Source organism: Nocardia higoensis NBRC 100133 (assembly GCF_000308595.1).
In the GTDB taxonomy this organism is placed as follows: Bacteria; Actinomycetota; Actinomycetes; order Mycobacteriales; family Mycobacteriaceae; genus Nocardia; species Nocardia higoensis.
In genome coordinates this window covers 116,442-136,834 of the sequence record NZ_BAGA01000047.1, presented here as the reverse complement: position 1 = coordinate 136,834, position 20,393 = coordinate 116,442, and the positions used below count along the sequence as shown (strand labels likewise).

Genomic DNA, 20,393 nt, shown 5'->3' with positions numbered 1-20,393 from the left:
CCGAACCGGCAGGCCCGCGCACCGCCGACCTGCCCGCCACCGCCCCCGCGGGCTTCGACGCACTCGCCGCCGATCACAGCCGTCTCCGGGATACCGGCCGCCGCCCGGTCACCCCTTCGCCCCTGGCCTGGTCGGAGACGGAGCAACCCCCGCGGCAGGACTACTTCGCCTCGCGCGCGAGCACGCACCAGGCCCCGGCGAGCGCGCCCGGACCTGCCTACCCCGGTGCGCATGCTTCCGGCCCCAACCAGTGGGGACGCGTCGTCCCACTGCGTCCGCCGAGCCTGCCGGAGCCGCCGGGCGCGCTCGTTTTCGAGGACGTCATCTATCCGCTGGATCGCGGGTACGTGGTCGGCCGCAACCCCTCCGGCGACGAGGCGGTCCGTTCCGGCACGGCCGCGCCCCTGACCCTGCCCCGCGACCGGCACGTCTCCCGGGTGCACGCCTACGTCACCGTCGAGGACGGCGTGGTCTACGTCCGGGATGCGGGCACCTCGGGCGGCACCTACATCGCCGCCCCGGGCACCGAGCAGTGGACTCGCGTCGGCGACACCGCGGTGGAACTGGCGCCGGGCTGGCGGATGCGGCTCGGGCAGAAGATCCTGACCCACCGGCCACCCGTCCGTCCGCTGGCGGCCTATCCGCGACGCTACTGAGATCGCGCGCACACCCCGTCCTACGATGCATCGACCGGACGCCGCCACGCGTCCGGTATCGGTCGAGAGGACAATGAAGCCATGCATCGCCAGGGACCCACGGAGGACATCGACGAGTCCGAGTTGAAAGTCTCGTCGCCCAAGACGCAGGCGGCGGGCGTCACCGCGGTCGCGGTGGCACTGAAGCGCTCGGTCGAGGAGATGGGCGTGCTGCGTACCGCGCGCACCCTGGCCCGGGTGAACCAGGTGCACGGATTCGACTGTCCCGGTTGCGCCTGGCCGGAGCCGAGCGGCCACCGCAGGCCCGCCGAATTCTGTGAGAACGGCGCGAAGGCGGTGGCCGAGGAAGCCACGCTGCGCACGGTCACACCGGAGTTCTTCGCCGCGCACCCGGTCACCGAGCTGGCCGAGAAGTCCGGCTACTGGCTCGGTCAGCAGGGCAGGCTGACCCACCCGATGGTGCTGCGCCCGGGCAACACGCACTACCACCCGATCCGCTGGGAGGAGGCCTACCGCCTCATCGCCGAAGAGCTGCGCGCGCTCGACTCCCCGGACCAGGCCCTCTTCTACACCTCCGGGCGCACCGCCAACGAGACCGCGTTCCTCTACCAACTACTGGTGCGCAGTTTCGGGACGAACAATCTCCCCGACTGCAGCAATATGTGTCACGAGTCGTCGGGCACCGCGCTGATCTCCTCCATCGGGATCGGCAAGGGCTCGGTGACCATCGACGACTTCGGCGCGGCCGATCTCATCATCGTCGCGGGCCAGAACCCGGGCACCAACCATCCGCGGATGCTCAGCGCGCTGGCCGGGGCGAAGGCCAACGGCGCCCGGATCGTCGCGGTCAACCCCCTGCCGGAGACCGGCCTGCTCGGTTTCCGCGACCCGCAGACCGTGCGCGGCCTCAGCACCGGCGTCGACCTGGCCGACGATTTCCTGCAGATCCGCCTCGGCGGCGACCTGGCGTTGTTCCAGGGCCTGGGCAGACTGCTGTTCGAGGCCGAGGACCGGGCGCCGGGCACGATCGTCGATCGCGAATTCATCGACGCCAGTTGCGCGGGGTTCGACGCCTACGAGGCCCACGCCCGCGCGGTGGACCTGGACACCGTGCAGACCGCCACCGGGCTCACCCTCGATCAGTTGCGGCACACCGCGGATCTGATCGCGGGATCGCAGCGCATCATCGTCTGCTGGGCGATGGGCCTGACCCAGCACAAGCACGCGGTCGCCACCATCGAGGAAGCCACCAATGTGCTGCTCATGCGCGGCATGATCGGCAAGCCGGGCGCGGGCCTGTGCCCGGTACGCGGGCACTCCAATGTGCAGGGCGATCGCACCATGGGCATCTGGGAGAAGGTGCCCGACACCTTCCTCGACACACTCGACCGGGAGTTCGGCATCACCAGCCCGCGCAAGCACGGCTACGACACCGTCGACGCGATCCGGGCGATGCGCGACGGCCGGGCGAAGGTATTCGTCGGGATGGGCGGCAATTTCGTCTCCGCCACCCCCGACACCGAGATCACCGAGGCCGCGTTGCGCAGTTGCTCGCTCACCGTGCAGATCTCCACCAAGCTCAACCGCAGCCATGTCGTGCACGGCCGCACCGCGCTGATCCTGCCCACTCTCGGGCGCACCGACGAGGACGTGCACAACGGCGTGCGCCGCTCGGTGTCGGTGGAGGATTCGATGTCGATGGTGCACCTGTCGACCGGGCGGCTGAAGCCGGTGAGCGATCAGTTGCGCAGCGAGATCGCCATCGTCTGCGAACTGGCCACCGAACTGCTCGGCCCCGGACATCCCGTGCCGTGGGCCCGATTCCGCGAGGATTACGACGCCATCCGCGACGCCATCTCCCGTGTGGTCCCCGGCTGTGACGACTTCAACACCCGGGTCAGGCAGCGCAACGGATTCGTGTTGCCACATCCCCCGCGCGACAGTCGCGAATTCTCCACCAGCACAGGCAAAGCCAATTTCGCGGTGAACGAGATCACCTGGATCCCGGTCCCCGAGGGCAGATTGGTGCTGCAGACCCTGCGCAGCCACGACCAGTACAACACCACCATCTACGGCCTCGACGATCGTTATCGCGGTGTGCGCGGCGGACGCAAAGTGGTGTTGGTGCATCCCGACGACATCACCGAATTCGGTTTCTCGGACGGTGATCTGGTCGATCTCGTCACCGAGTGGACCGACGGGATCGAGCGGCGGGTCCGCGGATTCCGGATCGTCCCCTTCGCGACGCCGCGCGGCAACGCGGCGGCCTACTATCCCGAGACCAATCCCCTGGTGCCGCTCGACCACGTCGCCGAACGCTCCAACACACCCGTTTCCAAGGCCGTGGTCATCCGCCTCGAACCCCACGTGCACGACGGGAAGGGCGCGTGAGCGGGCGGGTCACCGCCCGGCGGCGGATGCTGCGGCTCTCCTCGGCCGGCGAGACCCGGCGCCAGGACACGCTGGCCGTCGAGGAACCCCTGGAGATCCGGGTCGGCGGCAGGTCTCTGACGGTCACCATGCGTACCCCGGGCAACGACATCGACCTGGTGCACGGCCTGTTGCTGAGCGAGAACATGATCGGCTCGGCCGAGGACGTGGTGAGCGCTCGCTACTGCGCGGGCACCGACGACGAGGGCCGCAACACCTACAACGTCCTGGATGTCGAACTGCGCGTGCCCGCCCAGGTGCACACCCGCCATCTGCTGACCACGGGCGCCTGCGGCCTCTGCGGCAAGACAGCACTCGACGAGGTCCGCTCGAACAGCCGCTTCCCGCAACCCGATCCGGGCCCGTCGGTCACCCCCGACGCGCTCGCACAGATGCCGCTCACCCTGCGCGAACACCAGTCGGTCTTCGACGCGACCGGCGGGCTGCACGCGGCGGGCCTGTTCACCGCCGACGGCAGGGTGCTGGCCGTGCGGGAGGACATCGGCAGGCACAACGCCGTCGACAAGGTCATCGGCTGGGCCGTGCGGGAGAACCGGGTGCCCGCCGCGGACCTGGTGCTGATCGTGAGCGGGCGGGCTTCCTTCGAACTGGCGCAGAAGGCCGTGATGGCGGGAATCCCGCTGCTGGGCGCGGTGTCGGCGCCCAGCTCGCTGGCCGTCGATCTCGCCGTGGAAACCGGCCTCACCCTCGTCGCCTTCCTGCGCGGGGAGACCATGAACATCTACAGCGCCGCGCACCGGGTGCGCGCCGCCGCGGCCGACACCAAGTCGGCCTGAACTGTTCCGGGTAGCTCGCCCGGCCCGCATTCCCCGCCGGGCCGGGCGAATCCGTCGCGACCCTGTGCAAGAGGGCCGCGAGGGTGGTGCCGGATCAGGCCGCCGGGATCAGACGTTCAGTGCCTCGAGCAGCGCAGCGCGCTGACGAGCGCCGAGGCCGCCGATGCGCCGATCCTCGGGGATCTCCGCCTGGTCCAGCAGCTTGGCGGCCTTGACCGGCCCGACACCGGGCAGCGCCTTGATCACGGCCGCCACCTTCGTCTTCTTGACCAGGTCGTCGGAATCCGCCTTCGCGAGCAGGTCCGCGACGGAGACCTTGCCGGCCTTGACCTTGCCGATCAGTTCCGAGCGCGCCTTACGAACCGCGGCCGCTTTGGCCAACGCCTCGGTGCGTTGTTCGGCGGTCATCGTGGGCAGTGCCATTTCTCCTCCGCTTTCACTCGTCACTCGAACCTCTGGTTTGACCGCACCGAGTAAACAGCACGCCACCGACAGACCGACGCAGACACACCGGTCGGATCGATAGCGGAGTTTCCCAGGTCGGCGCGTCATTGCCCGCGCGCGTGGTGCACGTGCGGCCGATACGACCAGCGTAACGCCATACCTGTGAGGACCGACACACTCCACAGCAGTACCCCGCAGGGCCAGTGTTCAACGGAGAACCATGAGGGCCGCCCGGGACCGACGACGTTCCCAGCCCGTACCAGGCGCCGTACTGCCTTGCTTCACGGCACCCGTACGCATGCCGGGCTCGCTTCGGACCCCCGCATGCGCCGCCTGCCACCGATAGACCCCGGAAAAGACCGACGCCGTACCGGAGGCTTCCGGTACGGCGTCGGCTCGTCTGTCCCGCCGGTGACTCAGGCGGACTTGTCGCGGCGCTCGGTGCGCTGCTGCTTGCGGGGCACGATGGTCGGCAGCACGTTGTCGTTGACGGTATCGGCGGTGACGACCACCTTGGCGACGTCGTCGCGGCTGGGGATGTCGTACATCACCGGCAGCAGGACCTCTTCCATGATGGCGCGCAGACCGCGGGCGCCGGTGCCGCGCAGGATGGCCTGATCGGCGATCGCCTCCAGCGCGTCCTGGGAGAACTCCAGCTCGACGCCGTCCATGTCGAACAGCCGAATGTACTGCTTGACCAGCGCGTTCTTCGGCTCGGAGAGGATCTTGACCAGCGATTCCTTGTCCAGGTTCGTCACCGAGGCGACGACCGGCAGACGGCCGATGAACTCGGGGATCAGACCGAACTTGATCAGATCCTCGGGCATCACCTCGGCGAAGTGATCGGTGGTGTCGATCTCGGCCTTGGAGCGGACCTCCGCGCCGAAGCCGATGCCGCGGTGACCGGTGCGATCGGAGATGATCTTCTCCAGGCCCGCGAACGCGCCCGCCACGATGAACAGCACGTTCGTGGTGTCGATCTGGATGAACTCCTGGTGCGGGTGCTTGCGCCCGCCCTGCGGCGGCACGCTGGCCTGGGTGCCCTCCAGGATCTTCAGCAGCGCCTGCTGGACGCCCTCGCCGGAGACATCGCGGGTGATCGAGGGGTTCTCGCTCTTGCGGGCGATCTTGTCGACCTCGTCGATGTAGATGATGCCGGTCTCGGCGCGCTTGACGTCGTAGTCGGCGGCCTGGATCAGCTTCAGCAGGATGTTCTCGACATCCTCGCCGACATAGCCCGCCTCGGTGAGCGCGGTGGCGTCGGCGATGGCGAACGGGACGTTCAGCATCTTCGCCAGCGTCTGCGCCAGGTAGGTCTTGCCGCAACCGGTGGGACCGAGCATGAGGATGTTGGACTTGGTCAGCTCGACCGATTCACCCCGGCTGTCGCGGCTCTTGTCGCCGGCCTGGATGCGCTTGTAATGGTTGTAGACAGCGACGGCGAGCGTGCGCTTGGCCGCGTCCTGGCCGATCACGTAGTTCTCCAGGAACTCTCTGATCTCGGCGGGTTTGGGCAATTCGTCGAGTTTGACCTCGCTGGATTCCGCGAGTTCTTCCTCGATGATTTCGTTGCACAGATCGATGCACTCGTCGCAGATGTACACGCCTGGCCCCGCGATGAGCTTCTTGACCTGCTTCTGACTCTTTCCGCAGAACGAGCACTTCAGCAGATCGCCGCCGTCTCCGATGCGCGCCATCTCGTGGGTCCCTACTTCCTTGTCCGCGTGCAACCATCCGTCCGGGCCGCCCCGGCCGGCCGCCCGGCCCGGTGTATCACGAACACTGCGAGCAATTCCGGCGGGGCGAGTATTCCGTCGTCCCAGAGCAAAGGTCCTAGGTCGACCGTACCCGGTGAGCACGACGGAGGTCGACAACTCGAGCATGTTTCTCGCCGGGGTTGTGCGAGTTCTCACGGTAGCGGCGATATTCCACCGTTCGCAGGCCGTTTTCGGCACCGGCCGGGCGACGCGCCATTCGGCGTGTCGTCCGGCCGGTACGAGAAACGACGCGGATCGCTCAGGGCTGCGCGCTGAGCTTCCGGTAACCGAAGACGTGATCGACGATGCCGTATTCCTTGGCCTGCTCGGCCGTCAGGTAGCGGTCGCGATCGGTGTCCTTGCGGATCTCCTCGGCGGACTTGCCGGTGTGCCGCGACAGGGTCTGCTCCATCGCGGTGCGCATGCGCTCGATCTCCGCCGCGGCGATCTCCAGATCGGAGACCTGGCCGCGGATGCCGCCCGAGGACGGCTGGTGGATGAGCACGCTGGCATTGGGCAGGCAGGCGCGCTTGCCGGGGGTGCCCGCGGCGAGCAGCACGGCCGCCGCCGAGGCGGCCTGGCCCAGGCAGACGGTCGCGACGTCGGCGCGCACGTACTGCATGGTGTCGTAGATGGCCATCAGCGAGGTGAACGAGCCGCCGGGCGAGTTGATGTACATGGTGATGTCACGGTCGGGATCCTGGGATTCCAGCACCAGCAACTGGGCCATCACATCATTGGCGGAGACATCGTCGACCTGGTTGCCGAGGAAGATGATGCGCTCGTCGAACAGCTTGGCGTAGGGGTTCCACTGCCGGGTTCCGGTGGCGGTCTGCTCGATGTACTCGGGCAGGATGTAGCGCGCCTGAGGCGAGGACGGCGCGATGCCGGACAGCCCGGCGCGGGGGTCGATCAGAGCCATTTCGTCTCCAGAGTCTGTGTGATCAATCGACGGCTGCAACGGTGCGGCCGGCCCGCGGGCCGGCAGTCGTTCAGCTGCCTACGCCGCTGGCCTGGTTCGCGTGGCTGACCACGTGATCGATGAAGCCGTACTCCAGCGCCTGCTGTGCGGTGAACCAGCGGTCGCGATCGGCGTCGATCTCGATCTGCTCGACCGTCTGCCCGGTGTGCTCGGCCTGCAGCTTGTTGAGCTCCTGCTTGTTCTCCGCAAAAAGCTTTGCCTGGATGGCGATGTCGGCGGCGGTACCGCCGATGCCCGCCGACGGCTGGTGCATCATGATCCGCGCGTGCGGCAGGGCGTAGCGCTTGCCCTTGGTGCCCGCGGTGAGCAGGAACTGGCCCATCGAGGCGGCCAGACCCATTCCGACGGTGCGGATGTCGCAGTCGGCGAACTGCATGGTGTCGTAGATCGCCATGCCCGCGGTCACCGAGCCGCCGGGCGAGTTGATGTAGAGGGAGATGTCGCGGGTCGGGTCCTCGGCCGAGAGCAGCAGGATCTGCGCGCACAGCTTGTTGGCGATGTCGTCGTCGACCTGGGTGCCGAGGAAGATGATGCGCTCGCGGAGCAGGCGCTCGTACACCGAATCACTGAGGTTGAGACCAGCAGTCGCGGATGTCATGACCCCTGCCTGGTTCTTTGTCACGGATACCTGCCTTCTCTTCTCACCGGCTCGTTGCCGAGTGCTGTGCCTCCAGTGACCTCCGAGTTCCGGGAGTCCCCGGACCCTACCGCCACCATCGCCTACAGCCATCAACACTGGTTCGTCGTCACACACATTAACGAAGCGGGGCGGCACCGAACTCCCGGTACCGCCCCTCTTCGCTCACAGCGGAACGAGTTGCGCGTTCGCGCGCAACACTAGGCCACACCGAGCCGGCGCATCGCGAACCGGCTCGATCCGACCGGAGTGTTCACTCCGAATCGGTGGCGACCTTCTCCTGATCGGCAGCGGCCTCGTTCGAGGTCTCACCCTCGGTGTCGCTCTCGGAGGCGGGCTCGCCGAACATCTCGGCGGTGTCGACCACATTGCCCTCGGAGTCGGTCACCTTGGCCTGGCCGACCACACCGGCCAGCGCCTTGCCGCGGCGCACATCGGCGAACACCGCGCCGAGCTGACCGGCCTGCTGCACCTGCTGGATGAACTGCTCCGGGGCCATGCCGTAGCGCTGGGCCTGGAACAGGATCCGCTCGGTCAGCTCTTCCTGGCCGACCTGGGTCTTCTCGGCCTCGGCGATGGCGTCCAGCAGCAGCTGGGTCTTCACCGACTTCTCGGCCGCTTCCTTGGTGTCGGAGTCGAACTCCTCGCGGCTGGAGCCCTGCGCCTCGAGCGCCTCGGCCAGCTTGTCCTCGTCGTGGTCGAAGCCGTGCACCGCGTCGTGCAGCACGGCGTCGATCTCGGCCTGGACGACCTTCTCGGGCAGCGGGACCTCGGTCTTCTCCAGCAGTGCCTCGAGCACCTTGTCGCGGATCGCGCCGGCCTGCTCGACCTTCTTCACCCGCTCGACGCGAGCGCGCAGGTCGGTCTTCAGCTCCTCGATCGTGTCGAATTCCGAAGCCAGCTGGGCGAATTCGTCGTCGGCCTCGGGCAGCTCGCGCTCCTTGACCGACTGCACGGTCACGGTGATGACGGCTTCCTTGCCCGCGTGCTCACCGGCGACCAGGGTCGAGGTGAACTCCTTGGACTCGCCGGCCGACAGCCCGGTCACGGCCTCGTCCAGGCCCTCGATCAGCTGACCGGAACCGACCTCGTGGGACAGGCCGGTGGTGGCCGCCTCGGGCACCTCCACGCCGTCCACGGTGGCCGACAGGTCGATGGAGACGAAGTCGCCGTCCTGCACCGGGCGCTCGACGCCGGTCAGGGTGCCGAAGCGCTGACGCAGCGAGTTCAGCTGCTCCTCGATGTCCTCGTCACCGATGGTGAAGGCGTCGACGGTGACCTCGAGCTCGGAGAAGTCCGGCAGCGCGATCTCCGGGCGCACATCGACCTCGGCGCTGAAGGCCAGCTCCTGGCCGTCCTCGATCTTGGTGATCTCGATCTCGGGCTGGCCGATGACCTTGACCTCGGCGGTGGTGACGGCTTCGCTGTAGCGACCCGGCAGCACGTCGTTGACGACCTGCTCCAGGATCGCACCGCGGCCGAGACGGGCCTCGAGAAGCTTGGCCGGGGCCTTGCCGGGGCGGAAGCCCGGAATGCGCACCTGCTTGGCCAGGGCCTTGTAGGCGCGATCGAAGTCCGGCTTCAGTTCCTCGAAGGGCACCTCGACATTGATCCGGACCCGGGTCGGGCTCAGCTGCTCGACGGTGCTCTTCACGGACATGCTCCTTGGTTCGTTGTTCGTTCGGACTCGGGGGCGCGACTCCCGGCCGGGGCGCGCGTGACGCATCCCGACCAGGGTAGTTGACCGGTGTCCGAGGACTGCAATCGCCTGCCGGGGCGGCAGCCGCCCCGTGGACTGTTACTTGCCGACGCCGACCGCGTCGGTCACGAAGACCAGCGTCTCGTTCGGCTCGACGCCGCCGCTGCCGCGCGCGCCGTAGCCGAGCTCCGGCGGGATGATCAGCAGCCGGCGCGCGCCCTCCTGGACACCCTCGAGGCCCTGCTCCCAGCCGGGAATGACCTGGCCGGCGCCGAGGATGAGCCCGAACGGCTCGCCGCGGTCGAAGGAGCTGTCCAGCTTCTCCCCATTCGACCAGGCGACCAGCGAGTAGTTCATGGTCAGCTCCTGGCCGGGCTGGGCGCCCGGTCCGCTGCCGGGGACCAGGTCCTCGACGATCAGCCGGGTGGGCGCGTCGCAGTCGTCGGGCAGGGTGATCGTGGGATTCTCACCGAAGCCGCCGGCGACCGCGATGTCGGCGGCGGTGCACTCGCGGCCGTGTGACTGCGCGGCCGGGGCCGGGGTCGCGGCCGGGGCCTGCGTGGTGGCGCGCACAGAGGTGGTGGAGGTCGCGCCGACGGCGCTGTCGGAGTCGTCGGAACCGCAGGCGGTGAGCGCGAACGCGGCCGCGGCGACAGTGCCGATCCCGATGATCCTGGCGAGATTCTGCATGCGGCGGACCCTAGACCACCGGCGCCCGCGCGCCGAATCCGCCTGCCCGCCCGGCACGCCCGCGCACGCTCGTCGGCCTGCCGGATGGCGTCGAGGTGCGTAGGCTGGCCGATGCGTGCGCCGTCCATCCCCGCGACGGTGTTCGGCCAGGCCGGGCGACCGGCGATGAGGACCGCGGCGACCCGGCCGGGACCGCCGCGAACGCGTTCGCGAGGAGAAATCCACATGACGCAACGGCCAGTCACGACCGAGACCACCGCAGCCGGTGTCGACACCGCCGCGGACGATCCCGTCTCGTCGGCGGGAACGCGGTTCGGCGACACGATCGCCCCGCGCGCCTACGATCTCGGCGATGCCCCCGGCCCGTTGAACCGGGAGGAACTCGCCGCGCTGGACGCGTGGTGGCGCGCGGCCAACTATCTGTCGGTCGGGCAGATCTATCTGCGCGCCAATCCGCTGCTCACCGAGCCGTTGCGGCCCGAGCACATCAAGCCGCGCCTGCTCGGCCATTTCGGCACCGTGCCCGGGCTGAATCTGGTGTGGGTGCACGGTAATCGGGTGATCCGCGAGCACGGCCTCGACGCGGTGTTCGTCGCCGGGCCCGGTCACGGCGGGCCGGGGCCCAATGCCTGCGCCTGGCTGGAGGGTGCCTACTCCGAGCTCTACAGCCACATCCCGCGCGACGGCGCCGGGATGGGCGCCCTGTTCGCCCAGTTCTCCTTCCCCGGCGGCGTGCCGAGCCACTGCGCGCCGGAGACGCCGGGATCCTTCCACGAGGGCGGCGAGCTGGGCTATTCGCTGCTGCACGCGTTCGGCGCCGCCCTCGACAACCCGGACCTGACGGTGTTCTGCGTCGTCGGCGACGGCGAGGCCGAGACCGGCCCGCTGGCGGCGAGCTGGCACGCGAACAAGTTCATCAATCCCGGCCGGGACGGCGCGGTACTGCCCGTCCTCGCGCTCAACGAGTACAAGATCGCCAACCCCACCCTCCTCGCCCGCATCCCCGAACACGAGCTGATCAGCCTGTTCGAGGGCTACGGCTACGACCCGATCGTGGTCGCCGGTGACGACCACGCCGCCGTGCACCAGGATCTGGCCGCCGCGATGGACACCTGCGTGCGCCGCATCCACGAGGTGCAGCGGGCCGCCCGCGTCGACGGCGCGGATTCGCGGCCCGCCTGGCCGATGATCATCCTGCGCACGCCGAAGGGCTGGACCTGTCCCCCGGTCGTCGACGGCGAGCAGGTCGAGGGCACCTTCCGCGCCCACCAGGTGCCGCTGCCGGCCGCGCGCACCGACGACGCCCATCGCGCGGTGCTGGAGCAGTGGCTGCGGTCCTACCGACCCGAGGAGCTGTTCGACGACGAGGGCAGGCCGGTGCCGGAGTTGCTCGCACTGGCGCCCGAGGGTGACCAGCGGATGAGCGCCAACCCGGTCGCCAACGGCGGCACGCTGGTGCGCGATCTGTGGCTGCCGGACTGGCGCGAGTTCGGCGTCAAGGTGCGCACGCCGGGCGGGTCGAAGGTCGAGGCGACCAGGGTGCTCGGCGGCTGGCTGCGCGAGGTGACCCGGCACAATCCCGACAACTTCCTCACCTTCGCCCCGGACGAGCTGGCCAGCAACCGGCTCCAGGACATCCTCGAGGTCACCGGCCGCAACTGGCAGGCGGAGATCGGCGCGAACGACGTCGCCCTGGACCGCACCGGCCGGGTGATCGAAGTGCTCTCCGAGCATCTGTGCCAGGGCCTGCTCGAAGGCTATCTGCTCACCGGCAGGCACGGCGTGTTCACCTGCTACGAGGCGTTCGTGCACATCGTCGACGCCATGTTCAACCAGCACGCCAAGTGGCTCGACGCCAGCGCCGCGGTGCCGTGGCGGCGGCCGCTGCCGAGCCTGAACTATCTGCTGTCCTCCCACGTGTGGCGCCAGGACCACAACGGCTTCACCCACCAGGATCCGGGCTTCCTGGACGTGGTGCTGAACAAGAAGCCCGAGATCGTGCGCGTCTACCTGCCACCGGACGCCAACACCCTGCTCTCGACCTACGACCACTGTCTGCGCTCCCGCCATTTCGTGAACGTGGTGGTCGCGGGCAAGCAACCGCAGGAGGCGTGGCTGTCGGTGCCCGAGGCGGCGGTGCACTGCGCGCGCGGGCTCGGTGTCTGGGAGTGGGCGGGCTACAACGACCTCACGGGCACCTCGCCGGACGTGGTGCTCGCCTGCGCGGGCGACGTGCCGACGCTGGAGACCCTGGCCGCCGCCGCGATCCTGCGACATCACCTGCCGGACTTGCGCGTTCGCGTGATCAATGTCGTCGACCTGATGCGCCTGACACCGGCCGGCGAGCATCCGCACGGCCTGCCCGACCGCGAGTTCGACACCCTGTTCACCACCGATCGTCCGGTGATCTTCGCCTTCCACGGCTACCCCTGGCTGATCCACCGCCTCACCTACCGGCGCACCAACCACGACAACATGCACGTGCGCGGCTACAAGGAGAAGGGCACCACCACGACTCCGTTCGACATGGTCATGCTCAACGACCTGGACCGCTACCACCTGGTCATGGATGTCATCGACCGGGTGCCCGCGCTGCGGGAGAAGGCGGCGGGCCTGCGGCAGGAGATGGTCGACGCCCGCTGGGCCGCGCGGGCCTGGACCCGCGAGCACGGCACCGATATCCCGGTGGTGGCGGAGTGGACCTGGCCGGAAGTGAGTCTGTGAGAGAACCGGTGCGGGAATCCCGCACCGGCGCGCGCCCCCTGGGGCGGGGTGGCGATCCTCGAACGTTGGTCGGGGTGACAGGATTTGAACCTGCGACCCTCCGCTCCCAAAGCGGATGCGCTACCAAGCTGCGCTACACCCCGTGGCCTCGCGGCGGCAGGCAACCGACGAGGATGAAACGTGCGTTGAGCGGGCGACGGGAATCGAACCCGCACCATCAGCTTGGAAGGCTGAGGTTCTACCATTGAACTACGCCCGCAGGCATACGACATCGATGGGATCGCCACGATGCCGTGTGCGCACCGACTGTACCGAATGACCGTCGCGTTGCGCCAATCGCCCCCCGATTACCAGAGCCCCCCGGCAAGCGAGAACAGGTTTCGGTTTCGCGACGCTCCGCGTGTCCGGGCAGCACGTCCGGCGGCGCCACCGGTGTCGACCGTCCGTACGACAGGGCGGGGCGCCCGGATCCACACACCCACGGCGTGTCCCCGGCGACTCTCCAGCGAATCCGAATTCTGGTGTAATGCCGTCCCTGTTGAGACGATCACACACCGAATCGTCGCGCTCAGCGGTGGAAAACTCGTTGTAGAACGCCGTTTTTCAGCGGCGTACACCTTGCTACGATCCATGTGCCGGACGGGGGTATCTGGAAAGGGGGCGGTGACAGTGCACTTGACGAGGTGGGCACTACCGCGTGGCAGTACCGAACGGGGCCGGTGGGTGCGATGACGAGCGACACCGAACCCCCCGTTGCCGCGATGTGCCGTGCCTGGGCGCGGGCGGTCTGCTCCGAACCGGGCTCGCACACCACACCGCAACAGCTCGAACCCGTCCTCGTCGAGATCGTCGAACGACTGTTGCACCTGGCCAGGTACGAGCCGTTTCCGGTGCCCGCCGCGCGCATGCTCGGCGCGCGCATGGCCGAGCCGCCGTTCGAGCGCACCAGGATGCTGGCCCAGGCCAGTCGCTGGCTGCTCGGGTTCCCTTCGGGGCGGCCTGGTTCGCTCGTGGCCACCCGCTGGCCGTTCGTGGCCAGTCAGGCGATCGACAGTTACGCCCAGGCGCTGCAGGAACGCGCGCTCGCCCAGCAGGAGCAGAGCCTGTCGGCGAAGGTGTCCAAACGGGTGCAGGAGATCGCCGCACTCCAGCACCGCCTGCGCCACGAGGCCACGCACGACGCGCTGACCGACCTCGCCAATCGCACCCTGCTGCAGGACCGGGTGCGCCAGATGGCCGAAGACCCGACCAGCTGCGTCGGCCTGCTGCTCATCGACCTCGACCGGTTCAAGCAGATCAACGACTCCTACGGGCACGCCGTCGGCGACGAGGTGCTGGTGGAGCTGGCCAACCGGCTACGCGAGGCGTGTCCGCCCGATACGGTGATCTGTCGTTACGGCGGTGACGAATTCGTGCTCGCGGTCAATCGCGACGGTGACGCGCTCGCCGAGATCGCGCACCGGATCGTGGCCATCCTGCGTGATCCGGTGTGGTCCTCGGCCGGGCCGGTCCCGGTGTCGGCCAGTGTCGGCACCGCGTTCGACGCGCCGGGCACCCGGTCGGATTTCACCGATCTGCTGCGCCGCGCCGACCGCGCGATGTACTCGGCCAAGACGGCCGGCGGGCGCCGATTCGTGTTCGCGGGCACCGACGAGACGGGTATCGACGCGGCCGTCGCCGGCTGAAACGGAGTGTCGGACGGCGTGGCGCGAATTCGTTCGGCACCTCGCGACCGCCGGAGCCGAGGAGATCAGCGCGGCTGGCACTCCGGGCACCAGAACAGATTCCGGCCGTCGAGCACCGCGTGGGCAACCGGTGAGCCGCACACCCGACAACCCGATCCAAGCCTGCGGTAGACATAGGTGCGCGGGCGGTCCGCCGCATAGGACGGCTCACCGTGATCGTGTTCGGGTCGCACCACGTGCATACGGCCGGTGGCCACGCCCACCGGCATGAGCTCGACCAGATCCGCCCAGATGGCCTTCCACTCCTCGGCATCCATCTCGGTGCCTGGACGGTAGGGCGAAATACCGTGCCGGAAAAGGACTTCGGCGCGGTAGACATTGCCGACGCCCGCGACGACCTTCTGGTCCATCAACAGTGCCCCGATCGGCCTGCGCGAGCGGCTGATTCGCCGCCAGGCCTGCTCCGGATCGGCGTCGGCGCGCAGCGGGTCCGGACCGAGCCGGGCCAGCAGCGCGTCGACCTGCGGGGGCAGCAGTACTTCACAGGCGGCGGGGCCGCGCAGGTCGGTGCCGTGCTCGCGGCCGATCAGCCGCATCCGCACCGCGCCGACCGGCGGGCCCATCGGCAGCGGCGCGTCGTGGAACGCGCCGTACAAGCCGAGATGCACGTGCACGGTCAGACCGTTGTCGTAGTGGTGCAGCAGGTGCTTGCCGTGCGCTGTGCTGTCGTCCAGCGTCCGCCCGTCGACCAGCGCGGCGCCCTCGGCGAACCGGCCCTGCGGGCTCGACACCCGCACCGTGCCGCCCGCGAAGAGCCGTCGGTGCTGGTCGGCGAGCCGGTGCAGGGTGTGCCCTTCCGGCATGGTGCTCCCCCGGGATCGAGCGAACTCAGTACGCGGGCACCGCGGGGGCTTCGCCGGTCTTCTCGTAGTCGGCGAGGATGTCGATGCGACGCTGGTGACGGGGCTCCTCCGACCAGGCGGTCGAGACGAAGGCGTCGACGATGGCCAGCGCTTCCTCGGTGGAGTGCATGCGGCCGCCGATGCCGATCAGCTGGGCGTTGTTGTGCTCGCGGGCCAGCTTCGCGGTCTCCACGCTCCAGGCCAGCGCGCAGCGGGCGCCGGGCACCTTGTTGGCCGCGATCTGCTCGCCGTTGCCGGATCCGCCGAACACCAGGCCGAGGCTGCCCGGATCGGCGACGGTGCGGCGCGCGGCCTCGATGCAGAAGGCCGGGTAGTCGTCGAGGGCGTCGTATTCCAGCGCGCCGCAGTCGACGACATCGTGACCCGCCTGCTCGAGGTGGGCCTTCACGTGATTCTTCAGTTCGAAACCGGCATGGTCGGCACCAAGGTATACGCGCATGGCAGCGATTGTCGCAGGTCGTTCCGGGCGCGCTCCGAGCGGGGACCGGCCCCGCATAAGGTGCATTTCATGCAGTCGCCCGAACCGACATCGCCGCCGCCGGGCGGTCCCGTCGATCCCTACGCGTCCGCGACCGGCTGGGGACAGCCACCGTCCGGCGGATCCACCACCTCGTATCGGTCCGTTCCCCCGTACCACGGCGCGCCGCTCGCCCCGGCGCCCGATCGCGGCCCGCGCGGGCTGGCGCCGTGGGGTATGCCCGCGCGGCACAGCTGGGAGATCCCGTTGCTGGTGCTGGTCGTGCTCTGCACCGCGGTGGCGTATGTGGTGGCGCTGGGTATGTTCGCCGTCGCGATCGCGGAGGGCATCACGCCGGGCGATTATCTGCTGCTGCTGGTCTTCGCACCGCTGCTGGTCTGGGCCGGACGTGGTCTCAACTACGCCACCCAGCGGGTGAGCGGCGTGAAGATGTCGCCGACCCAGTTCCCCGAGGGTTACCGCATGGTGGCCGAGGCCGCGCAGCGCTTCGGGATGCGCACAGCGCCCGACGCCTATGTCGTGCTGGGCAACGGCCAGATCAACGCCTTCGCCTCCGGGCACGGGTTCCGGCGGTTCGTGGTGGTCTACAGCGATCTGTTCGAGGTCGGCGGGCAGGCGCGCGAACCCGACGCGCTGGCGTTCATCATCGGGCACGAGGTCGGCCACATCGCGGCCGGGCACGTCTCGTACTGGCGGCAGCTGGGCATGTTCCTGATGCCGTTCCTGCCGATACTCGGCTCGTCGCTGAGCCGCGCGCAGGAGTACACCGCCGACAACTACGGCTACTGTCACCGCGCCACCGGCGCGAGCGCGGCGATGGGCACGCTGGCCGCGGGCAAGTACCTCAACACGCTGGTCGGGTTCGACGAGATGGCCGACCGCGCCGCGACCGAGAAGGGCGGATTCGTCTGGCTGGCCAACGCGCTGTCCAGCCATCCGGTGCTCACCTGGCGGATGTCGGCACTGCGGGATCGCAGCAGGCACGGCAAATTGTTCTGGCGGCCCGCGCCGCGCCCCGCCGGATTCGGCACAGGCGCGCCGCACTACGGCGAGGTCCCCAGCCTGCCATCGCAGCCCGTCGCCTGAGCGCCGGTTCCCGAGCGGGCACCCGACCCGCCCGGTGGGCGCGCAGTCTCAGTCGAAGATCGGGCCTTCGTCGCGGGTGCGCTTCAGCTCGTAGAAGTACGGGTAGGAGGCCAGCGCGACGACGCCGTCCCAGACCTTGCCCGCGTCTTCGCCGCGCGGGATGCGCGAGAGCACGGGGCCGAAGAATGCCACGCCGTTGACGTGGATGGTCGGGGTCCCGACATCCGGGCCGACCGCGTCCATGCCCGCGTGATGGCTGGCCCGCAGCGCCTCGTCGTAGTCGGTGCTGTCGGCGGCTTCGATCAGGTCGGCGGGCAGGTCGAGCTCGGCGAGCGCGTCGACGACTACCGCGCGCAGCGACTCCGCGCGGTTCTCGCGCTCGTACTCGTCCTTGCGCTCGTGGATGCGGGTGCCCATCGCGGTGTAGAGCGGCAGGAGCACCTTGTCGCCGTGCTGCTCGGCGGCGGCGATGGCGACCCGGACCGGGCCCCACGCGGACTTCATCATCTCGACGTATTCCTCGGGCAGATCCCGGCCCTCGTTGAGCACCGCCAAGCTCATGACGTGGAAGCGCGCCTCGATGTCGCGGACCTTCTCGACTTCGAGAATCCAGCGCGAGGTGATCCAGCACCAGGGGCACAGCGGATCGAACCAGAAATCGGCGACATCTTTCTTTGTGCCCGTCTCGGTCACGTGTCGTTCCTCTCGATCGGTCGGCGGACGCGGCAGTGACGCACGCGTCATTCCTGCCAACCATCCTCGGCGCCGATTCGTTCCCGGTTCCGCCGACCCGCCCCTGCCCGGTTCTCCGGTGGGTCGATCGCGAACCGAGCTCGCGAATGCCCTGGTGACAGTAGGGTCGAGGGCGACGAGACCCTCGGCAGCGAAGGAGTTCGCGATGACCTCGGATCGGCGTTTCGTGATCGTGGGCGGCGGCCTCGCCGCGGCAGGACTGGCTCGGGCGCTACGCGCCGCCGACTTCGACGGCTCGCTCACCCTCATCGGCGCCGAGGAGCATCTGCCCTACGAGCGACCACCGTTGTCCAAGGAGTTCCTGCTCGGCAAGAAGCAACTGCCGGACTTCACCGTCGAGGCAGCCCAGTGGTATCGCGACCACCATGTCGAGCTCATGCTCGGCACAGCCGTGACCGGCATCGACGCGGCGGCGAAAACAGTTGCGCTGCCGGATCGCTCGACCCTGCGTTACGACAAACTGGCGCTGGCCACCGGCTCCTCGGCGCGCTGGCTGCGGCTCGCGGGCGCGGACGCCCCGAATGTCCACACCCTGCGCTCCATCGACGACGCCCGCGCCCTGTCCGAACTTCTGGAGCGGCGGGCCCGGCTGGCGATCATCGGCGCGGGCTGGATCGGCATGGAGGTCGCCGCGGCCGCGCGCACCCGCGGATGCGATGTGACCGTCGTGGAGACCGCCGCTCTGCCCCTGCTCGGCCCGCTCGGCCCGGAGATGGGCACCGTTTTCGCCGAGTTGCATCGTGAGCACGGCGTCGACCTGCGACTGGGAGTGCAGGTCGACGCGATCACCACCGACGACGACGGCGTCGCGACCGGCCTGAGCCTGGCCGACGGCACGACGACGCCCGCCGACGCGGTGCTGATCGCCGTCGGTGCGGAGCCGGACCTCGACCTGGCCAGGCAGGCGGGGCTGGCGACACACGGCGGCGTGCTGGTCGACGCGGGCCTGCGCACCAGCGACCCCGACATCGTGGCGATCGGCGACATCGCCGAACAGGACCATCCGAGCCTGGGCACCCGCGTGCGGGTCGAGCACTGGGCGAACGCGCTCAACCAGCCCGAAGTCGCGGCGGCGACCATGCTCGGCCGCGAGGCCTCCTACGACCGATTGCCCTACTTCTTCACCGACCAGTACGACCTCGGCATGGAGTACACCGGCTTCGTCGCGCGCGGCGCCCGGACGCGGCTGGTGGTGCGCGGGGATGCCGCCGGCCGGGAATTCGTGGCCTTCTGGCTCGATCCGGCGAACCGGGTGCTGGCCGGGATGAACGTCAACGTCTGGGACGTGACCGACCGGATCAAGGAACTGATCACCGCGGGCGAGCCCGTCGACCCGCATCTGCTGGCCGACACCTCCCGGCCGTTGTGACGGTGGGCGCGCCCGGCTCGCGCACTGGTCCCGGCAGCCGGCCGGGCCGTCCAGGCGGGCTCGGGCAGGCACGGAATGGCCTGGCTCACGGCCGCGCGACGGCCTGCAACGGCCGGTAGGGCGCACTGCCGTCGCTGCCGAGCACCAGGTAGACCTCGGGCAGGGCGAATACCTGGATCGCGGACGCCAGTCGCTCGACGACGGCCACGCCGAGATGGGATTCGGCGCCGGTACGCAGGTCGAACGCCCCGAGGCCGAGGACCCGGAAGTTGTCGACGACCACCACCACACGGTCGCCGTCGGCGACCAGGGCGTCGGGCGCGTCCTCCAACTGGTCGCTCACCCACAGCCGGTCCCCGGTGGCGAGGTCGTGGGCGACGAGGCGGTAGCCGGTCTCGCCCTGGGCCGACGCGGTGGCGACGAGTGTGTTCCCGGTGACGACCGTCCGGGTGAGGTGACCGGGGCGGCATCGAAGCCGCTCACGTCGAAGGACGAGAAACTCGACTCGGAGTCGTCGCTGTCGACGGTGGCGGTGACCCTGCCGGTGTCGTCGAAGGCGACGAAGGCGGACCGGCCGCGCTTGCCGCTCTCGGCGACGTGCAGGACGAGCGGCTCGGCGGCGATCCTGGTCACTCGGCGAGTGCCCTCGAAGGGGACGGCGGCGGTCCAGGCCACCGCACCGGTGGCGGGGTCCAAGGCCCACAGGGCCGGTCCGCTGTCGGCGGATTCGGTACCGGTGCAGCGGTCCACCGCGACGACGACCTGGCGTCCGGCCGCCAGCCACGGGTCGCCGCACGCCGATTCCGGTAGCCGGAACTGCCGGCGGGGCGCGCCGTCGCGCAGGGCGAAACCGTGCACGGTGTCCGCGCCGAGGGCGACGGCTGTATCGCCTGCGACAGCGAGAACGTCGGGGCCGGCGGGGAGCATGTCCGCATCATCCGCGCCGAGCCAGATCCCGGCCGTCTCACCGTCTTCCGTGCGATCCGAGGGCGCGGCCCAGGCCGATTCCCAGGTGTCGCCGTGCAACTGGCCGAAGACGACGGCGGCCGGGTAGACGGCCGACACCGCCGCGACCACGGCTGCCGCCGCACCGCCAAGCCGGGAGCGGATCACGGCGAACACCAGCAGCGGGACAGCCGCCATCAGGCCGAACAGCGAGGAGACGAAGATGGTGCCCCAGTGGCGCGGACAGTCGCCGTAACTGATGCCCTTGCTGGTCCCGCACGAGCCGCCGGACTCGCGGGCGATGGCGATCCAGTCGAGCACCTGCAGGGTCACCGCGA

At 69.4% G+C, this 20,393-nt stretch carries 18 protein-coding genes and 2 tRNA genes; 7 read left to right on the top strand and 13 right to left on the bottom strand.

What is annotated here, in order from left to right; genetic code table 11:
- From ON26_RS06240 to fdhD, 3 genes are all read left to right on the top strand, one after another.
- On the top strand, positions 1 to 656 hold a 656-nt coding region (locus ON26_RS06240; RefSeq protein WP_040794998.1), incomplete at its 5' end, for an FHA domain-containing protein.
- Positions 657 to 737: 81 nt separating this feature from the next.
- Positions 738 to 3,047: an FdhF/YdeP family oxidoreductase gene (locus ON26_RS06235; protein WP_040794997.1), complete on the top strand. Its 2,310-nt coding sequence runs from the start codon at positions 738 to 740 to the stop codon at positions 3,045 to 3,047.
- Positions 3,044 to 3,883, top strand: coding sequence for a formate dehydrogenase accessory sulfurtransferase FdhD (gene fdhD / locus ON26_RS06230; protein WP_083883774.1), 840 nt, complete (start codon positions 3,044 to 3,046; stop codon positions 3,881 to 3,883). Before ON26_RS06235 ends, fdhD begins: the two co-directional genes overlap by 4 nt.
- Positions 3,884 to 3,991: 108 nt before the next feature.
- On the opposite strand, the gene mihF is transcribed toward fdhD, so the two are convergent.
- From mihF to ON26_RS06200, 6 genes are all read right to left on the bottom strand, one after another.
- Positions 3,992 to 4,306, bottom strand: coding sequence for an integration host factor, actinobacterial type (mihF, locus tag ON26_RS06225; RefSeq protein WP_040794996.1), 315 nt, complete (start codon positions 4,304 to 4,306; stop codon positions 3,992 to 3,994).
- Between the two features lie 437 nt (positions 4,307 to 4,743).
- Positions 4,744 to 6,024, bottom strand: coding sequence for an ATP-dependent Clp protease ATP-binding subunit ClpX (gene clpX / locus ON26_RS06220; protein ID WP_040794995.1), 1,281 nt, complete (start codon positions 6,022 to 6,024; stop codon positions 4,744 to 4,746).
- A gap of 319 nt (positions 6,025 to 6,343) precedes the next feature.
- Positions 6,344 to 7,006, bottom strand: a complete 663-nt coding sequence (locus ON26_RS06215) for an ATP-dependent Clp protease proteolytic subunit (protein WP_040794994.1) — start codon at positions 7,004 to 7,006, stop codon at positions 6,344 to 6,346.
- 70 nt (positions 7,007 to 7,076) lie between these two features.
- On the bottom strand, positions 7,077 to 7,664 hold the full coding sequence (locus ON26_RS06210) for an ATP-dependent Clp protease proteolytic subunit (protein ID WP_040794993.1): 588 nt from the start codon (positions 7,662 to 7,664) through the stop codon (positions 7,077 to 7,079).
- Positions 7,665 to 7,956: 292 nt separating this feature from the next.
- Positions 7,957 to 9,357, bottom strand: coding sequence for a trigger factor (gene tig, locus ON26_RS06205; protein WP_040795028.1), 1,401 nt, complete (start codon positions 9,355 to 9,357; stop codon positions 7,957 to 7,959).
- A gap of 144 nt (positions 9,358 to 9,501) precedes the next feature.
- Complete coding sequence (locus tag ON26_RS06200; protein WP_040794992.1) at positions 9,502 to 10,092, bottom strand: FKBP-type peptidyl-prolyl cis-trans isomerase; 591 nt, start codon at positions 10,090 to 10,092, stop codon at positions 9,502 to 9,504.
- Positions 10,093 to 10,317: 225 nt separating this feature from the next.
- Here ON26_RS06200 and ON26_RS06195 point away from each other — a divergent pair, with 225 nt between their 5' ends.
- Complete coding sequence (locus ON26_RS06195) at positions 10,318 to 12,816, top strand: phosphoketolase family protein (protein ID WP_051026738.1); 2,499 nt, start codon at positions 10,318 to 10,320, stop codon at positions 12,814 to 12,816.
- Between the two features lie 66 nt (positions 12,817 to 12,882).
- Here ON26_RS06195 and ON26_RS06190 read toward each other — a convergent pair.
- Both ON26_RS06190 and ON26_RS06185 read right to left on the bottom strand, forming a co-directional pair.
- Positions 12,883 to 12,959, bottom strand: a tRNA-Pro gene (locus ON26_RS06190).
- 45 nt (positions 12,960 to 13,004) lie between these two features.
- Positions 13,005 to 13,075 (bottom strand) — tRNA-Gly (locus ON26_RS06185).
- 469 nt (positions 13,076 to 13,544) lie between these two features.
- Here ON26_RS06185 and ON26_RS06180 point away from each other — a divergent pair.
- Positions 13,545 to 14,501 (top strand): GGDEF domain-containing protein, encoded by a 957-nt coding sequence (locus tag ON26_RS06180; protein WP_040794991.1) that lies wholly within the window; start codon positions 13,545 to 13,547, stop codon positions 14,499 to 14,501.
- A 65-nt stretch (positions 14,502 to 14,566) separates the two neighbouring features.
- Here ON26_RS06180 and ON26_RS06175 read toward each other — a convergent pair whose 3' ends face one another.
- Both ON26_RS06175 and ON26_RS06170 read right to left on the bottom strand, forming a co-directional pair.
- A complete protein-coding gene (locus tag ON26_RS06175) occupies positions 14,567 to 15,364 on the bottom strand; it encodes an Fpg/Nei family DNA glycosylase (RefSeq protein WP_040794990.1) in 798 nt (265 codons plus the stop codon).
- A gap of 25 nt (positions 15,365 to 15,389) precedes the next feature.
- The gene (locus ON26_RS06170) at positions 15,390 to 15,863 is read right to left on the bottom strand and encodes a ribose-5-phosphate isomerase (RefSeq protein ID WP_040794989.1); all 474 of its coding nucleotides are present in this window, start codon (positions 15,861 to 15,863) and stop codon (positions 15,390 to 15,392) included.
- Between the two features lie 69 nt (positions 15,864 to 15,932).
- Here ON26_RS06170 and ON26_RS06165 point away from each other — a divergent pair, with 69 nt between their 5' ends.
- Positions 15,933 to 16,988, top strand: a complete 1,056-nt coding sequence (locus tag ON26_RS06165; protein WP_040795026.1) for a M48 family metallopeptidase — start codon at positions 15,933 to 15,935, stop codon at positions 16,986 to 16,988.
- Between the two features lie 48 nt (positions 16,989 to 17,036).
- On the opposite strand, the gene ON26_RS06160 is transcribed toward ON26_RS06165, so the two are convergent.
- The gene (locus ON26_RS06160; RefSeq protein ID WP_051026737.1) at positions 17,037 to 17,732 is read right to left on the bottom strand and encodes a mycothiol-dependent nitroreductase Rv2466c family protein; all 696 of its coding nucleotides are present in this window, start codon (positions 17,730 to 17,732) and stop codon (positions 17,037 to 17,039) included.
- 154 nt (positions 17,733 to 17,886) lie between these two features.
- On the opposite strand from ON26_RS06160, the gene ON26_RS06155 reads away from it, so the two are divergent.
- Entirely contained in the window at positions 17,887 to 19,110 is a 1,224-nt protein-coding gene (locus ON26_RS06155; protein ID WP_040794987.1) for an NAD(P)/FAD-dependent oxidoreductase, read from the top strand.
- A gap of 85 nt (positions 19,111 to 19,195) precedes the next feature.
- Here the strand turns inward: ON26_RS06155 and ON26_RS06150 are convergent, their stop codons facing one another.
- Positions 19,196 to 19,453 (bottom strand): hypothetical protein, encoded by a 258-nt coding sequence (locus ON26_RS06150; protein WP_040794986.1) that lies wholly within the window; start codon positions 19,451 to 19,453, stop codon positions 19,196 to 19,198.
- Complete coding sequence (locus tag ON26_RS06145) at positions 19,450 to 20,388, bottom strand: PQQ-binding-like beta-propeller repeat protein (protein ID WP_040794985.1); 939 nt, start codon at positions 20,386 to 20,388, stop codon at positions 19,450 to 19,452. Before ON26_RS06145 ends, ON26_RS06150 begins: the two co-directional genes overlap by 4 nt.
- Between the last annotated feature and the right edge of the window lie 5 nt (positions 20,389 to 20,393).

Excerpts from the sequence above, each read along its gene's own strand:
- ON26_RS06200 (WP_040794992.1), bottom strand. The coding sequence starts at position 10,092 with ATGCAGAATCTCGCCAGGATCATCGGGATCGGCACTGTCGCCGCGGCC.
- ON26_RS06175 (WP_040794990.1), bottom strand. The coding sequence starts at position 15,364 with ATGCCGGAAGGGCACACCCTGCACCGGCTCGCCGACCAGCACCGACGG.
- mihF (WP_040794996.1), bottom strand. The coding sequence starts at position 4,306 with ATGGCACTGCCCACGATGACCGCCGAACAACGCACCGAGGCGTTGGCC.
- ON26_RS06155 (WP_040794987.1), top strand. The coding sequence starts at position 17,887 with ATGACCTCGGATCGGCGTTTCGTGATCGTGGGCGGCGGCCTCGCCGCG.
- ON26_RS06215 (WP_040794994.1), bottom strand. The coding sequence starts at position 7,006 with ATGGCTCTGATCGACCCCCGCGCCGGGCTGTCCGGCATCGCGCCGTCC.
- ON26_RS06195 (WP_051026738.1), top strand. The coding sequence starts at position 10,318 with ATGACGCAACGGCCAGTCACGACCGAGACCACCGCAGCCGGTGTCGAC.
- ON26_RS06210 (WP_040794993.1), bottom strand. The coding sequence starts at position 7,664 with ATGACATCCGCGACTGCTGGTCTCAACCTCAGTGATTCGGTGTACGAG.
- ON26_RS06170 (WP_040794989.1), bottom strand. The coding sequence starts at position 15,863 with ATGCGCGTATACCTTGGTGCCGACCATGCCGGTTTCGAACTGAAGAAT.
- ON26_RS06180 (WP_040794991.1), top strand. The coding sequence starts at position 13,545 with ATGACGAGCGACACCGAACCCCCCGTTGCCGCGATGTGCCGTGCCTGG.
- ON26_RS06160 (WP_051026737.1), bottom strand. The coding sequence starts at position 17,732 with ATGACGCGTGCGTCACTGCCGCGTCCGCCGACCGATCGAGAGGAACGA.
- ON26_RS06235 (WP_040794997.1), top strand. The coding sequence starts at position 738 with ATGCATCGCCAGGGACCCACGGAGGACATCGACGAGTCCGAGTTGAAA.
- ON26_RS06165 (WP_040795026.1), top strand. The coding sequence starts at position 15,933 with ATGCAGTCGCCCGAACCGACATCGCCGCCGCCGGGCGGTCCCGTCGAT.
- clpX (WP_040794995.1), bottom strand. The coding sequence starts at position 6,024 with ATGGCGCGCATCGGAGACGGCGGCGATCTGCTGAAGTGCTCGTTCTGC.